Origin of the sequence: Methanosarcina barkeri MS (assembly GCF_000970025.1) — an archaeon.
GTDB classification, from domain to species: Archaea; Halobacteriota; Methanosarcinia; order Methanosarcinales; family Methanosarcinaceae; genus Methanosarcina; species Methanosarcina barkeri.
This window is the reverse complement of the sequence record NZ_CP009528.1, coordinates 1,642,248-1,657,869: the sequence shown is the minus strand read 5'-3', so window position 1 is coordinate 1,657,869 and position 15,622 is coordinate 1,642,248. Positions and strand designations below refer to the sequence as shown.

At 40.1% G+C, this 15,622-nt stretch carries 15 protein-coding genes and 1 pseudogene; 11 read left to right on the top strand and 5 right to left on the bottom strand.

The features are described 5' to 3' along the window. Positions 1 to 72: 72 nt before the first annotated feature. The 9 genes from cysE to MSBRM_RS20155 all read left to right on the top strand — a co-directional run bounded on the left by cysE (position 73) and on the right by MSBRM_RS20155 (position 7,680). Positions 73 to 1,017 (top strand): serine O-acetyltransferase, encoded by a 945-nt coding sequence (gene cysE / locus MSBRM_RS06700; protein ID WP_048118624.1) that lies wholly within the window; start codon positions 73 to 75, stop codon positions 1,015 to 1,017. A 410-nt stretch (positions 1,018 to 1,427) separates the two neighbouring features. Next, on the top strand, positions 1,428 to 1,631 hold the full coding sequence (locus MSBRM_RS06695; RefSeq protein WP_048155128.1) for a hypothetical protein: 204 nt from the start codon (positions 1,428 to 1,430) through the stop codon (positions 1,629 to 1,631). Between the two features lie 388 nt (positions 1,632 to 2,019). Further along, positions 2,020 to 2,388, top strand: a complete 369-nt coding sequence (locus MSBRM_RS19270; protein ID WP_080943683.1) for an HAD family hydrolase — start codon at positions 2,020 to 2,022, stop codon at positions 2,386 to 2,388. An 86-nt stretch (positions 2,389 to 2,474) separates the two neighbouring features. Continuing rightward, positions 2,475 to 2,585 (top strand): potassium-transporting ATPase subunit KdpA, encoded by a 111-nt coding sequence (locus tag MSBRM_RS22045; RefSeq protein WP_394298326.1) that lies wholly within the window; start codon positions 2,475 to 2,477, stop codon positions 2,583 to 2,585. A 190-nt stretch (positions 2,586 to 2,775) separates the two neighbouring features. Further along, complete coding sequence (gene modA / locus MSBRM_RS06685; RefSeq protein WP_048118632.1) at positions 2,776 to 3,603, top strand: molybdate ABC transporter substrate-binding protein; 828 nt, start codon at positions 2,776 to 2,778, stop codon at positions 3,601 to 3,603. A 425-nt stretch (positions 3,604 to 4,028) separates the two neighbouring features. Continuing rightward, a complete protein-coding gene (locus tag MSBRM_RS06680) occupies positions 4,029 to 4,355 on the top strand; it encodes a cupredoxin domain-containing protein (protein WP_080941491.1) in 327 nt (108 codons plus the stop codon). Positions 4,356 to 4,502: 147 nt separating this feature from the next. Then, positions 4,503 to 5,849, top strand: coding sequence for a Trk system potassium transporter TrkA (trkA, locus tag MSBRM_RS06675; RefSeq protein WP_048118637.1), 1,347 nt, complete (start codon positions 4,503 to 4,505; stop codon positions 5,847 to 5,849). A gap of 55 nt (positions 5,850 to 5,904) precedes the next feature. Continuing rightward, the gene (locus tag MSBRM_RS06670; protein ID WP_048118640.1) at positions 5,905 to 7,335 is read left to right on the top strand and encodes a TrkH family potassium uptake protein; all 1,431 of its coding nucleotides are present in this window, start codon (positions 5,905 to 5,907) and stop codon (positions 7,333 to 7,335) included. A 195-nt stretch (positions 7,336 to 7,530) separates the two neighbouring features. Next, entirely contained in the window at positions 7,531 to 7,680 is a 150-nt protein-coding gene (locus MSBRM_RS20155) for a hypothetical protein (protein ID WP_155400460.1), read from the top strand. Positions 7,681 to 7,833: 153 nt separating this feature from the next. On the opposite strand, the gene MSBRM_RS06665 is transcribed toward MSBRM_RS20155, so the two are convergent. The 5 genes and pseudogenes from MSBRM_RS06665 to MSBRM_RS19265 form a co-directional block, all read right to left on the bottom strand. Next, positions 7,834 to 9,057 carry a digeranylgeranylglycerophospholipid reductase gene (locus tag MSBRM_RS06665; protein WP_048155125.1) on the bottom strand — a complete coding sequence of 408 codons (1,224 nt, stop codon included), beginning with the start codon at positions 9,055 to 9,057 and terminating at the stop codon, positions 7,834 to 7,836. Then, positions 9,054 to 9,230: a 4Fe-4S binding protein gene (locus tag MSBRM_RS06660; protein WP_048118647.1), complete on the bottom strand. Its 177-nt coding sequence runs from the start codon at positions 9,228 to 9,230 to the stop codon at positions 9,054 to 9,056. Before MSBRM_RS06660 ends, MSBRM_RS06665 begins: the two co-directional genes overlap by 4 nt. Before the next feature lie 475 nt (positions 9,231 to 9,705). Further along, entirely contained in the window at positions 9,706 to 11,226 is a 1,521-nt protein-coding gene (tes, locus tag MSBRM_RS06655; RefSeq protein ID WP_048118650.1) for a tetraether lipid synthase Tes, read from the bottom strand. 104 nt (positions 11,227 to 11,330) lie between these two features. Continuing rightward, complete coding sequence (locus MSBRM_RS06650; RefSeq protein ID WP_048155122.1) at positions 11,331 to 11,936, bottom strand: TetR/AcrR family transcriptional regulator; 606 nt, start codon at positions 11,934 to 11,936, stop codon at positions 11,331 to 11,333. Positions 11,937 to 12,149: 213 nt separating this feature from the next. Next, positions 12,150 to 12,374 (bottom strand): annotated as a pseudogene (locus tag MSBRM_RS19265) (2-phospho-L-lactate guanylyltransferase); the annotation flags it as partial. A gap of 423 nt (positions 12,375 to 12,797) precedes the next feature. Here MSBRM_RS19265 and MSBRM_RS06645 point away from each other — a divergent pair. Together MSBRM_RS06645 and gatE are read left to right on the top strand one after the other, a co-directional pair. Continuing rightward, a complete protein-coding gene (locus tag MSBRM_RS06645) occupies positions 12,798 to 13,142 on the top strand; it encodes a hypothetical protein (protein WP_048118653.1) in 345 nt (114 codons plus the stop codon). A 217-nt stretch (positions 13,143 to 13,359) separates the two neighbouring features. After that, the gene (gatE, locus tag MSBRM_RS06640; protein ID WP_048118656.1) at positions 13,360 to 15,261 is read left to right on the top strand and encodes a Glu-tRNA(Gln) amidotransferase subunit GatE; all 1,902 of its coding nucleotides are present in this window, start codon (positions 13,360 to 13,362) and stop codon (positions 15,259 to 15,261) included. Positions 15,262 to 15,622: the final 361 nt, after the last annotated feature.

Sequence of the window (15,622 nt, the reverse complement as noted above, 5' to 3'; positions counted from 1 at the left end):
AGCAACAGTTTGACTGATTCGTCTGAGGCTGGCTGACCGATTGATTTGACAATTAATACCGGAAGATTTCGAATGGGAATCAGGGAAGATATCAGGACCGTTTTTGAAAAAGACCCTGCAGCAAGGTCTACGCTTGAGGTAATCTGCTGCTATCCGGGCCTGCATGCTATCTGGATACACCGGATATCTCATTCGCTCTGGGAAAGACACTTTTATTTTCTGGCCCGTCTGCTCTCTCACATTTCCAGGATGTTAACAGGTATTGAAATCCATCCAGGGGCAAAGCTTGGAAGAAGAGTTTTCATAGACCACGGGTCTGGAGTTGTGATTGGAGAAACTGCTGAGGTAGGGGATGACGTTCTGATATATATGGGAGTTGTGTTGGGCGGGACAGCTCTGGAAAAGGTAAAGCGTCATCCTACTATTGAAAATGACGTGGTTATTGGTTCGGGAGCATCTGTACTTGGACCGATTACTGTTGGAAGAGGCGCTAAAATAGGTGCCGGCTCGGTTGTGATCCGGTCAGTTCCAGCCGGAGCTACTGTTGTGGGAGTCCCTGCAAGAATTGCAGAGACACATCCTTCGGTTTCTGCAGGTCAACTTGACCATGATAAGCTGCCTGATCCCGGACTTATTGTGATAAGCCAGATACTTGACAGGCTGAGCAAGTTAGAAGACAAGTTGCAGGCACATGAAGAGTTAGTTTCCGGACATGGAAAAACTCCACAAGGAACAGCGCTTAAGGATGAGCAAATTTATTCCCTGCTAAAAGACGTGGTCGACCCAGGGGTAGGGATGGATATCGTCAAACTGGGCCTGGTAAAGGAAGTAATAGTCGACGGGCCAAATGTGAACGTAAACCTTGTATTGACAACAAGCGCCTGCCCCATGATCGAGTACTTTAAGGAACAAATCCGGCGAAAGGTCCTGAGTGCGGAAGGGGTAGAAAAGGTTAATGTCAATATCCTTGATGAGCCCTGGAGCTGGGACCGAACTAAAAAAAAGGTCGTTCATTAAAAGCAAACGTCCGTTAAAAACTGTTTTAACTCATTTTTGGATTTTTTTGTTTTCAAGACCAGGATTTAGAGAAAAACTCACTAGGCAATCCAAAGGATAGACCTGGACTCACGTCTGGATTAAAGCAAAATGATCTATGCTCTCTATTCTCGAAAACCAAAAAGGAAAATTTTTAAACACCAACTTGATATAATTTTACGGTGTTTGGCAGTTGGTCGACCAGAAGAAAATTCACAATCAATGTCCAAGCGATGATCCAGAAGAGCATATACATGCGTTAGGTGAATTGAATAATTTATTCTCATTAATGACTCAGTGCCAAAATCCAGTGAGAAATGTAAAATTCAAAATCACTAGATTTTGTAATTGGTCACAGTCCCTGTGATATACTTAGAGGTTGAAGGCTTAAGATGTTGAATATTGATTTTGATGAATGCCGGGTTCTTCTTATTAATTCAGATTTTGAATCAAGAAATGCAAAGGTCACTGGATTTTGGAACACAGCCCTTAATTCAGTTAAAATATATTTCTCCGGCCGGCGGACTGCTGGAATCTTCCCCGAGTACATTGTTAAGAAAAGAGAATTTAAAAAACGTGATTTTGTAGATTTATAAGAGGCATTTTGCAGGGCTTCTTTAGATTAAGCGATCCTTTACCTCTGGGGGAGATTTTTCTAATTTAAGGGATTTTTCAAGTTAATTATAAACTGAAGAAAGTAGCCAGAAAATGGATCGCTTAATAAGAAGTGAAAATTTCTCCTTATCCTTTCAAGGTAACTCAAAATTGATTCGAAAAAGGTAAGTTGGAGTCATCTATCTATACGTCTTTTTATATGATTCTGAAATATCTATTATTATGGTTGATACACCCGAAAACTTACCCGGTTGGGTAATCTGGCTTATTATTATATTTGTTATTCTCACAATTTTGGTAAAATGGGTATTACCTGTTATAAAACCCTAATTCTGAGATAGATACGTGGTAATTTAAAGTTTCAGATAAATAAAATACTTAGATACTACAAAATGGCATCTTTATAATGATACAGTTCCCTGTTTAAAAAAAGCGATAAGTAAAGATTATAAAAATATAATAGTCTCAAACCATGTACCTGAATTATCCAGTCTGGTTAGAGATTTAGGAATAAGTAATTACTTCATTCAAGTATATTCGTCAGCACATTTAGGGTATGAAAAGCCAAATATCCAGATGTACAGGAAAGTGCTTGACAAACTCGAAGATACTAGTGAAGTAACAATGATCGGCGATAGTTACATTGCAGATGTCGAAGGGGCAATAAATGCAGGAATTAAAGCAATACTGGTAAGAAAAGAGAACACCCACAATTATCAAAACTACTTAAAAATTTAGATGATATCTATGATATCTTGCTATAGGGGAATGCAAAACCTTAAACAAACGTCTGAACATCATTCTTTTAACAGTAGTGTTTTACACTGATAATACACCGCAATGTTGCTCTCTTACTTTTTCCAATAGCTTTCGTTTTTTCAATTGTTTTAACTTATCAGGGTGTCGTCCAGAATCTTGATCCGCACTTGATGTAAAAAATCAAGCACATTCAGCGTTGTTACCTGTTTAATGTTTTATACACATGTTCAGTGTTTTAAACAGTAGGGGTTTAATGCTATTGATTTTTCAATTCAACCACATAAGTTCTATATCCACATAAGTTCTCTATTTACACGCAAGCTTGTATCATGTGGAGATCAAGCTTGTTCATGTGGGGGTGAAATTATGAGAAAAGAACTGATAATTCTGTTAGTATTGTTAAGTGTATCTTTTGCAATAGGATGCGCTGGTCAGAAAGGTGAAGCTCCAAATGCAACGGCGACTCCAGCAACTTCAGTAACTCCAGGTACAGCAGGGCCTGAAGTTATAACTGTTTCTGCGGCTGCTAGCCTTACAGAAGCTTTTACAAATATTAAATCCCAGTTTGAGAAGGAAAACCCCGGAACAAGTGTAAACCTTAATTTTGCAAGTTCGGGGAACCTGCGCAGGCAGATTGAAGGAGGAGCACCTGTTGACGTTTTTGCTTCAGCTGATGAGGCTCAAATGAATATGCTTGCCAATGAATCACTTATCGTAAACAATTCAAGAAAAGACTTTGCTCAAAATTCTCTTGTGCTTATTGTCCCTAAAAATAGTGCTCTTAATATTACTGGCGTGAAAGATCTGGCTGACCCTAAAGTTAAGGGAATTGGCGTTGGAAATCCTGATACAGTCCCTGTTGGAAATTATACACGTACAGCATTGACTGAAGCGGGTTTGTGGAGTCAGCTAGAAAATAAGATGGTATTTGCCGAAGACGTCAAACAGGTACTCACATACGTGGAAAGAGGAGAAGTTGACGCAGGGTTCGTATACACAAGCGACACAAAAACTGCAGAACCAGGAACTATCAAAATCGTTACAAATGTGCCTGTTAGTATTTCTGTTAAGTATCCGATAGCTGTGATTTCTTATTCCGAGCATAAAGAAGAATCTCAGAAGTTCATTGATTTCGTAACCGGGAAAGAAGGACAGGATATACTGAAAAAGTATGGTTTTGTTTCCCAATCGTAAGAAAAGATTGACTACTGTTGGAATTACGCAGTTGATACTCAGTTGAACTATCGGAATTATGCAGTTGATACTCAGTTGACGCTCAAAATCAAGTACAATAATGTTTAAGCTTTCCGTCAGGCAGTTGAAGGCTTAATATTATTGATTTTTCAATTCAACTACGATTAATTTCTCAATTCAACTGCGTAAATCCTGTAATAAAAAAACTATTGGAAGCCAGTTGGAAGCCAGCTTCATCTGCAAACTTATGTTGTATGTTATTTTCTTGAATTTTAATTCAATTGGCACATTGCCAATTTAAAACTACTTTTTAAATATTAAACACAATATTATTTATTGTGTTGGGGATTGAAAACTATTTACCCTTAAACTTGAGGGATGAGAATTACTCTAAAAGTTATTCGATTGGAACTACATCCATCTTGATGGGGAAAAGAATGAGAACTGGGCTTATTCTTTTGATGGTTTTATTTAGCATATTTCTGGCAATAGGATGCACAAGTAAAGGCGAGACATATTACGTTAAAATTGAGAATTCTCAATTTTATCCAAATTCAATCACAATGTATTCTAGTGATACTGTAAGATGGACAAATCTCGATCCAACTAATCACACGGTCGTAGGAACTGGTTTCTCATCCGGTAATATAGCAAGTCAGGATTCATACGATCATAAATTCACGAAGATAGGGACCTATAATTACTACTGCTCTATTGAGCCTTCCATGAAGGGTGTTATCATAGTAAAATAAAATATATCTTAAACACTCTGAACCTTAAGCTATTCCTCTATAGAAAGAATGCTCCTTAGAATGCGCCCGTTTAAGTTTCCTTTCCCAAAGAATACTTAAATAAGCAGGTTAATTTATCTGGAATCAAGTTTTTTTCGAGGAAACCTTATGAAAGCAATAGTGATAGGAGCAGGCGAGGTTGGATATCATATTGCAAAGTTTCTTTCCGCCACACACGACGTAATTGTTGTCGAAAAAGATGAAGACGTTGCACGAAGGGTCGATGAACTCGATGTCCAGGTTCTTGAGGGAAATGGTGCAAATGCTGATATTCTCGCCAGTATCATCCACGACGCGGACATTTTGGTAGCTGTCACAGGAATAGATGAAGTCAACATCGTTGCCTGCATGACTGCAAAACTGATCATAAGATCCCATTCCGGATGGAAAGAAACAAAGACAATTGCAAGGGTTAGCAATCCTGATTATATCGATGTGCCTGTAACTTCGAGGTCTCAGGTTGGAGTCGATATAATGATTTGTCCTGAACTTGCGCTCGCCTCAGAGGTTGCCGAGGTCCTTTCGAGTCCTTCAGCTATAGATGCGGAGGTCTTTGCTGGAGGAAAAGTTCAGATGATGGAATTTGCCATCCGTCCTGACAGCAAGTTTGTAGGAAAGCAGATTCAGGACCTCAAGCTTGATGAGTGCTGCATTGTAAGTGCAATCTTTCGGAAGCAAGAAATCATTATTCCCCATGGGGACGATATCATTAACGCAAACGACCATATGGTAGTCGTAGGCAAGCCCAGAGCTCTGGAAGAACTTGGTCGTATTTTCGGGAATGTGGAGCCTCACAGAAATAGGATTCTCCTCATAGGTTGCGGTATTGTGGGATTTTATCTTGCTGAATTGATAGACAAAGACGAGAATGCCGACCTTAAAATTATCGAGTACAATAAAAGCCGCTGCATGGAAGTGGCAGAGATGCTGGAAAATGCTCTTATTTTAAATGGGGACGGCACTGATGTCAACCTTCTGAGGGAAGAGAATATCGAAGACATGGATGTAGTGCTCGCAGTTACGAACAATGACGAAAAAAATCTTCTGTGCTCGCTTCTGGCAAAACAAATGGGGGCAAGGAAAGTGATCGCAAGAGCTGACCGCCCTGATTATATACCTCTTTTTGAAATGATTGGAATTGATATGGCGGTCAGTCCCAGGGAAGCAACCGTAAATGAAGTACTTAAGCTTACAATGGGAACAGGTATCGAAAAGCTTACCATGCTGGAAGGCGAAAAGGCAGAAATTATCGAGTACACTACTTCAAGGTACTCAAAAATCATAGGAAAATCCCTCGAAAAGGTCAAATTCCCTAAAGACGCAATCGTTACCACTATTGTTCATAATGATGACATCATCATACCTAGAGGAGATTCCGTAATTCGGGAAGGAGATAGGGTAATAGTTTTTGCGCTTTCTTCCGCGGTTTCGGCAGTGGAGAAATATTTTAAGTAAAGAATATATTTAAAAACTTAAAAAACGTTCATCAGTTTTAAAATCGAGGTCTCACATGAATTTTAGAGTTGTCTTATATGCACTTGGTGGTGTGCTCCGGCTCCTGGGACTGATCATGTTAGTCCCTCTCGGAGTTGCATATTATTACGGAGAGAGTTTGACTCCTTTTCTGGTCTCGATTCTAATAACCACTCTTACAGGTTTTCTCTTGCTTTCCTATAAGACTGAAGAAGAATGGATGCGCAAAGAGGGTTTTGCAATCGTTGCTCTGAGCTGGCTTGCAGCTGCTGTTTTCGGTGCAATTCCTTTCATGCTGGATGGGATTTCTCCCTTAAACGCTGTCTTTGAATCCATGTCCGGATTTACTACTACAGGTTCAACAATTCTTACTGATATAGAAAGCCATCCAAAAGGCATCCTTTTCTGGAGAGGAATGATCCAGTGGCTCGGAGGCATGGGTATTATTGTGCTTTTCATCGCTATCCTTCCCAAACTCGGAGTCGCAGGCCGCCAGCTTTTTCGGGCCGAAGCGCCTGGGCCTACTGAGGACAAATTAAAGCCAAGAATAAAGGAGACTGCAAGAATTCTCTGGGTAGTCTACTTTGCAATTTCCCTTCTTCAGGTTATTGCCCTCCTGCTTGCAGGAGTCTCCCTTTATGATGCCATTAACCATACTTTTACTACAATGTCATGCGGAGGTTTTTCCAATTATGCTCTGAGCGTTGAAGCTTTTCACAGCCCTCTTATTGAATTCATAATAACCTTTTTCATGTTCATTGCCGGTGCAAACTTTGCACTTCACTATCGGGCAATTTACATAGACAAAAAGTTTCTTCTTAAAGACGATGAATTCCGTTTCTATACAGTCCTAGTTCTTTCAGCAACCGCGCTTCTTGCTATTCTGCTCTGGCGGGATATGGGCACAGGAATTTTTAACTCCTTCAGATTTGCCATTTTTCAGATAGTTTCGATCATAACAACTACAGGGTTTGCTACAGTAGATTTTAATCTCTGGCCCGATTCTGCAAAAATGGTACTTATAACGGTAATGTTTATTGGAGGCTGTGCTGGTTCTACAGGTGGAGGCATGAAGGTTGTGCGTATCCTTATTCTTCTAAGGTACAGTCGAGCGGAGTTATTCAAGGCCATTCATCCGAAAGCCATAAAAGCCGTTAAATTTAACAATAAAAATGTGCCCGATGAGATTGTCAATTCGATTGTTTCATTTGTTGTTATATATCTGCTTATCTTTCTCTCAAGCACCCTGATTCTCTCGGTTCTGGGCATGGACATTATAACTTCATTTACTGCGTCCATAGCTACGCTTGGTAATATAGGGCCAGGTCTGAATGTCATAGGTCCAATGGGCAGTTTTGACCCCATTCCCGCCCTGGGTAAACTGGTCCTGATTGCAAATATGTGGATCGGTAGGCTTGAAGTTTATACTGTAATTTTACTCTTTACGCCTGAGTTCTGGAGCAAGTAATCGCCTAAGTCCCGTCATCCTAGTCCCGTCGCCCTAGTTCCGTCACCCTAGTCCTGTCTCGGGAGGACGGTGCCGTTTCGCTCACTTCGTTCGCTCAAGCGGAGTAATCTTTAGAGACAGGTATTTTCAATGCTCTCAGGAGAACTAATTTACTCAAATTTCTCTTGGATCATGCAGCACAAGTCAGTTTAAAAAATGTTTGACCGAGGACTTTTTGAAAAAAACTTGACCGAAAAACTACTGCTAAATCTAAAAAGTCATAACGGCATGATCAACCAAATCAACGGTTGTGGCACAACCCTTTTGAAAAAAGGCTTGACCGAAAAGCTTCTTGATACGGCGTGATCAACCAAATCAACGGTTGTGGCTCAACGGTTGTTTTTGGATGACTTGAGGTGAGATAATTTCCTGTAAGGTAACTAAAAAAAGAAGCTAATAAATGGAAGAAAGTGCCTGGACTTCCAGGCGTTACATCTTACTCATTGAATTTACTCTGCGTTACGTCTTATTTTTCACCACTTCTTTTGCGGCATCTTTAAAAAGTACTCGAAGGTCCCAGAGAAGTTTTTTATTGGCTTTAAAGAGGGCCTGTAACAGGTCAAGAAGGCTCATTCTCTCGAATTTTACATTTTTCAGGGAATAAGCAAGAGAATTAAGTTCCTCGTCGCTTAGATTGATAAAGCAATTCTTTACGATAAGGCTCATGTTTATGTCGTGACCCATGGTTTCTCTCCATGGTTTCTCATAAACTTCTTCGAGTTTTTTGAGGGAAACATCTCCTGCGGATATAGCTGCATATGCAGCTTCTCCTGCAATCTTTCCAGCATTCATTGCGTTAAGAATTCCACCGCCTGTGATAGGGTCAGATTGGCGGGCAGCGTCTCCGATTAGCATCAGCCCGTTAGTGGAAGTTTTCTCAATGCTACCTGAAACCGGAACTCCTCCGAAAACCATCTCGACTATCCTGGCATCTGAAAATTTCTTTTCCATAAACCTGTTAAGATAGTCTACAGGTCTTGGCTTGAATTTTCCAGTCTTGCTCCCTAAAACTCCGATTCCTACATTGGCTTTTCCGCCGCCTTTCGGAAAGACCCATATATAACCGCCAGGTGCAATTTCATTACCTATGTAAAATTCGCAGTGGTGCTGGTCTATGTTCGCTCCAGCTATCAGATATTGGGCACAGGTCTCTATATCTATCGGTTTTAAAGAAGTATCGATGCCTGCCCATCTGCCTACCTTTGATTCGACCCCGTCAGCACCTATAACTATCCTGGCCCGCACATCATATTCTTTTCCAAGATGCATGAGCCTGGCTCCTCTGACAAAATCGTCTTCAATGATAAGACCAGTTGCTCTGGTTTTTACCATCACTTCCGCTCCGGCTTCGGCAGCCTGTTCTGCAAGAGCCCGGTCAAACACTTTTCTCTCAAGGACGTAACCTACTTCTCCACCAGCGATTTCTTCTGCCATCTCTATCTTTGTACCGTCTGGAGCGTAAATATGGGAAGCATTAAGGTCAGAACAAATCCATCTCTTGTCAATCTCCACATATTTTTTGAGATGTACTTTGCTCACGCCTTCGGCACAGCGTACGGGGTCACCTATCTCCTGACGTTTCTCGATTAAAAGTACATCCAGCCCTTTTTCAGCTGCGGTTCTGGCGGCAATGGAACCTGCAGGACCGGCACCTATCACTAAAACATCATACATGTCCTTCATTTCATTACCTCAATTGCTCCTACAGGGCAGATGCGATCGCATATCCCGCACGTAATGCACGTACTTTCGTCTACTTCGACCCAGGTCTCTACAAGTTCGAGTGCTCCCTTAGGGCAGACTCCCACACAGGCACCACAGTATCCACACTTGTATCTATTTATCTTAAGGCTCACCAGCTCACCTGTACCTTTTAAAATTAATTTATAATGCTTAATCAGTAGACATCCTCTTTCTTGCAAATATTGTGACATGGACCGAAAAGCATGACAGTATAATGCCACATTATTTCTACTGATTACTTCAATAGAGTCCTGAAAGTTCTTTTTTAATTATTATATTTTTAAACTTTTATTTTTTCGGTCAATGAATCTTTTTTCGACTTTCTGAGGTCCAATTTTCATATCTAAATTCTTCCTCGGAAAGATCCGATTAAATTAAGATTTACCCATTGTATGGTTACTTTTCCGAATAGTTTTCACAATAATGTGTTTGTCCAGTTAAAGTTATTGGCTCTATTGGATCATGTATTCGGTATAAAAATTTATTTCAGTTAATTTTTTCTCTAATATAAATATTTTGTATTACACCTCTCTGTATTATATTTTTATATTTTAATAAAAAGTATCATGCTTTCCTTTTTAAGAAAAATCAAGCTGCTTCTCTTTCCTGAACGTCCAGGGTTTTCTTCTCAACCTCTATATCTTTCCGATATTGTTTTGAATACCTTGCTTCTACTCCTTCTCTGTGAAAATTGTTATAAGTGCAGAAAGGAATTATCCTGCCATCCGGGGTAGCATAGTGGATTCCGCATTGTTCAACCCTTCCCAGATCCAGGTTATAGAGGTCCTGAAAGTGCATAGCTCCGAGGAAAAGTGATTTTCGATGGAATTGGGCAGCATGTTCTCTTGTACCATTTTTAAGAAAATTCGTTATCAGGGAGACTATCTTAAGATCCTTTGGGCCTTTGGCTTCATCGATGTAATGCGGAATATGATAAAGAACTTTTGCAAGTTTCTTTACGTTAGAACCCTGCCCTTCAAATTCTGGAGTAACGCTCTCAAGGAACTCAAGGAACCCATCCACGTCCACAAAATCAGTTATCGGAATTAGCTTTCCCTCATTTTCAAAGATATAAGTGGCAGCTCCGCAGTGAGGGTGAATTGTAAACTCGGGAAGTGGAACCTTTCGCACTGCGCTCACGAAGCGGATGATGGGGACTGCGGCAGATGCAGGATACCAGGCTGAACTGGGAATATCTCCTTCGGTTTGTTCTTCCAGGAGTGATACTAGATCGGGAATTGTTATTCTCTGTTCTTTTCTCATGGCTTGATCAATGCGGCCTGCGAATGCTACTGGCTGGAAGTTTACACCTCTCACGACGTCCTCATTTCTAGCCGCAAAGCGGACAATATCTCCAACCTGGTGATCATTAACACCTTTTATCAGGGTGGGCACGAGCACAACACTATTCAGACCTGTCTGCCTGCAGTTTTCAAGAGCTTTTTGTTTTATAGGAAGGGCATTAAATCCTCGGTTTTCTATGTATGGTTCCTTAGAGACTCCATCAAAGGATAGATATACAGTATGGAGCCCTGAGGTCTTTAAAGCTTCACAGTATTCCTGGCTTTTTGCGAGCCTGACACCATTAGTTGCAATCTGAATCTGTGAAAACCCAAGTTCTTGAGCTGTTTCGATGATTTCCGGAAGGTCTTCCCGGACCGTAGGCTCTCCTCCAGCAAATTGGACGGCATAGCAGGGAACAGGTTCTTGATTTCGGAGATTCAGCATCATTTCCCTTATCTGTTCAAAATCTGGCTCGTATATAAAGCCACTTGCTTTGGCATTAGCAAAGCATACCGGACAACTGAGATTACAACGATTTGTAACGTCAATGTTTGCCAGCAGAGTTCCGGTTTTGTGCTTGGAGCAAATTCCGCAGTCCCAGGGGCAGCCAACGGAAGAAAGAGTCCCATTATTGGTTGAAACTCCACTACCGACATAAGAATAGCGTCTGAACCTGTCGTATAGTTTGCTGTCCGACCAGTAGACATCCGTAAAGGTCCCGTGTTCTGGACAAGTTTTTTTCAGCATTATCTTACCATTTTCTTCAAATATAGTGGAATCAAGAACTTTTTTGCATTCTGGACAAACAGACTTTATATGTTTCATTAATACGCTCCCCTAAATTTATTACGGAAGTATGTTGTTTTTTTTGAAAAGATCTTCCTTTTCAGGAAACTTTTCACTATTTAATCCTATCAATAGTTTTATATTTACTTTTTTGTTATATTTTCTGCCAGAAGATCAATAAGAATATCCATTATATCCTGAAAATCCTCATCCTCAATTTCATTCCTTAAGTGGATAAGGGAAAGAACCGTATATGTGGTTTCAGCAAGAATCCTGGCATCTTTGTCTATCAGAAGACCCGCGGCTGCCCACTCTTCAAAAAAAGGTAAAATCATTTTTACGTTTTCTCTATGAATAGTTTTAATTTTTTCTTCTGAAGATCGGGAAATCGTCAGCTCAAGGTGCTCTTTTTCAATGTAAACTTTTCTCCAGACAGGGTGGTTATTCGCAATATCCAGTACATAATGCAGATAAGCCTTTATCGCTTTATAAGGTTCCTTCCTGTATTTCAGAAAGGAATTTTCTAATAAGTTGTCCTTTAAGGCTTCTCGCTCTTCCGTATATATCTGTAGAAAAAGATCTTCTTTGCTGTTAAAAAAAGAGTAAAAAGAACTTTTTGCAATTCCAAGGTTTCTGGTAAGATCTTCAATGCTTGTTTTCTTTATTCCGTATATGGCAAAACATTCTTTTCCTCTATCTATGATTTTGTTTCTTATGATCTCTCTTTCTTCAGATGTAAAAGATCTCACAGGCTCGCCTCTTCTGAAAATAGCCCATCCAGATTTTTGCTGATTTTGTATATTCTTACTTTACTATTCAAGATCTACAATATTAATCTCAATGAATCATTGAGTTTTCTATTCATAGCTTAATAGGTACATTAATTATTTAAAGTTACTGATTGATCAGTCAATCTTGAAATTACAGACAAACATATATGATTCTAGTCAGGAAAACTGTTCCTAAATAGGAACCAGTCCGACCCTTCCTCTGTTCATCTCAAGCCTTAACTTTTTGCTGATATATTCTTTCACAGCTCTGCTTCCTTGTATAAGCAGTTCGACCAGATATTCGGGCTTATCAATATCAGTACCCGCTAAAAAAGAATCATATACCTCAACACTCTGTTCTATTTTTTCTGCAAGTGAACAGTGCGTCCGAAAACTCGAACCATAGTACCTGACCTTATAGCAGGAAGGGTTTTTTTATAGGGGATTACGTCTTTAATAGTGCCTATCCCAAAAGTTACTTTATTCTTGATCATTGGGAATTTTCAGAATTGTTCCTATGATCATAAGCTTTATTGATTATTCGAAATACAAGGTCCAAAAAGCAAATTTCAAGTTTTGGGATGAACTCATAGAGTATAAAGACATCAAAAATAGATTCTAAAATTTGGCTCTTCGCTGTTTTGTATGGGTTAAAAATAATTGTTTAGTTAAAAAGTATTCAGATCAAATATGAAAACATCAATTTTAAATGTGATTTTCAACAACAACTATTTTCATATCTTATCTATGATACTTCAATGTTCATACTTCAATATTCATACTTCAATATTCAGGAGCTAAATGTAAGTTTCCCACTCGAAATAGCGAAGAGCCAAAAAAATGGAACTTGAAGCTTTACAACAATCTCTGGCTTCTCTGGACACCAATACGGATGAAGTTGAAGATGAAAGGTATGCCAAAGCTTTTCACATTTTGTTTTCTACCATTGAAAAACAGAATGAAAAGATTGAATTCTTCAAAGCAGAGATCCAGAAGCTTCGAGATGAAATCAACTTATTCAAAGGTGAACAAAACAAACTTAAGATTCATGGCTCTAAAAAGAATGAAAGTATTCTCTCCATATTGAGTGAAAATTCCTCAATTTCCATTCAATATGAAAAGGATACGAATCGGGCGCAAAAAGGTTATAAAAGAAGAGAGGAAGTAATTAGCCGAAGAGCTTAAAACTAAAGGGAGAACAAAAAGAGCTGGATTTGAACGATAGGACTTGAAAGAGAATTAAAAGGGGCTGAAGGGAAAATAAAGAAAGTTTAAGAAAAATTAAGTAAAATTAAGTAAAATTTACAGAGAATCCTAGGAAAGTTTACAAGGAACGTTTAAGGGAATTCAAGTAAAATTAAAGAGAATTTGAGGCGCTTCCTGCTTAGATTCGGGTGAAAATATGGAAAAATATGATTATAGTGAACTTGGGCTGAAAGCCGGACTTGAAATTCACCAGCAGTTAGATTCGAAGGAGAAACTGTTCTGCAGGTGTCCGACCCTTATAAGGGATGTCAAGGACTCGGACTTCGAGTTTTTCAGGTATCTCAGAGCTACGGAAAGCGAGATGGGAGAAAAAGACAGGGCTGCGGTGGAGCAGACTAAGATACGGAGGAAGTATATCTATAAGGCTTATGATACGACCTGCCTCATAGAGAATGATGAAGAGCCTCCAAGAGAACTCAATAAGGAAGCCCTGGGCATTTCTCTCGGGATTGCAAAACTCTTCAACATGAAGCCTGTCGACCAGATGCACGTTATGAGAAAGATCGTGGTAGATGGGTCTAACACAAGTGGGTTCCAGAGGACTGCTTTTCTCGCAAGTGACGGATTTATTGAAACCTCCCAGGGGCGTTGCGGAATTGACAGCCTCTGCGTGGAAGAAGAAGCTGCTCAGAAAGTAGAGGAAATAGGGGATTCGATTATTTATTCCCTGGACAGGCTTGGAATTCCGCTTGTGGAGATCGCGACTGCACCGGATATCAAGTCTCCTCGTCACGCAAGGGAAGTCGCCGAGCAGATAGGAATGTTCCTCAGGTCGACAGGAAAAGTAAAGAGAGGACTTGGCACGATCAGGCAGGATGTAAATATCTCAATTGCCGAAGGCGCAAGAGTTGAAATTAAAGGCGTACAGGCACTTGACCTCATAGAAGATATTGTCCGCAGGGAAGTTGAAAGACAGTTAAATCTTCTTTTTATCAGGCAGGAACTTATAGAAAGAAAAGCCTTTGTCTGCGAAGAAATCTATGACATAACAGGGCTTTTCGTAGACACGAAATCCAAGGTCTTGCAAAAAGGCGTGAAAAAAGGCGCAGTCCTTGCAGCCCTTCTCAAGAAATTCGATGGGCTTGTAGGCAAAGAAGTGCAGCCAGGAAGAAGACTCGGAACCGAATTTTCAGACCGGGCAAAGACCGCGGGCGTTGGAGGAATCTTCCACACCGACGAACTTCCAAACTACGGGATAACTGAAAAAGAAGTCAAGACTGTCCGAGATGCGATAGGCGCGTCTGCAGGAGACGCCGTAATAATGGTTGCGGACAAACCCGAGAAAGCCAGGCTCGCAATCGAAGCGGTTATTCAAAGGGCAAAAGAAGCCATGGAAGGAATTCCTGAAGAAACACGAAAAGCCCTTCCCGATGGAAACACCGCCTATATGCGTCCCTTACCTGGCGCTGCAAGGATGTACCCTGAAACCGATGTGCCTCAAATCGAAATATCACAGGAATACTTCGATTCAATTGAGGTTCCCGAACTCCTTACTGAACGGGCGAAACGTTTTATCTCTGAAAACGGCTTGAATAAAGAGCTTGCTGAAAAAATAGCTTATTCAAAGCATCTTCCTCTCTTTGAGGAGCTGATCGAGACTTACGGGAAAGATGAAAACGTAAACTCAACCCTCATCGCTAGAACTCTTGTCGGGATCGTTCCGGAAATCCGGAGAAACGGTGTAGAGACTGAAAACCTTACGGATGAGCATTTCCAAGGGCTTTTTGCAGCTATTTCAAATCAGGATATCGCAAAGGAAGCAATTCAGGACCTCTTGGCCGCTCTTGCAAAAGAGCCTGAACTGAGCACTCAGGAAGCGATCTCAAAGCTCGGGCTCAGTGCTTTTGACCCAGAAGAAGTTGAAAACTTCATCAAGAAAACCGTCAGGGAAAGAGGAGACTTTATCAAGGAAAAAGGCCCGGCAGCTCTTGGTCCCCTCATGGGCATTGTCATGAAGGAATACAGAGGCACTGTTGACGGAAAAATCCTTAGCCAGATGTTGAAAAAGGAACTGGATAGTTTTATTAATCAGGGGTAACTCCCTTTTATTCGTTTATTTTTATTATTCTCTATTGTCTATTATTATTATTATTCTTTATTGTCTATTTTTATTATTTTCTGTTGTTTATTCTCCATTTTTGTTTTTATTCGTTACATTGTTGAGAAATACTTTTCTATTTCTTTTTATACCTGTATTTTTCCTTCAAGAATGTTTCAGGCCAGACCGAATGACATAAATTCTTAGTTATGAAGTAAAGAAGATAACTTTTTATATTAATTAAGACATTTATACTAATAGTAATTATTGGTAGTTGTGGGTGACATTTTGGTACATAGGAGATGGTAAGTGGTGAGATGATCCACAAGAAGGTTACAAGATAATAACCTCAGGAGAAGAT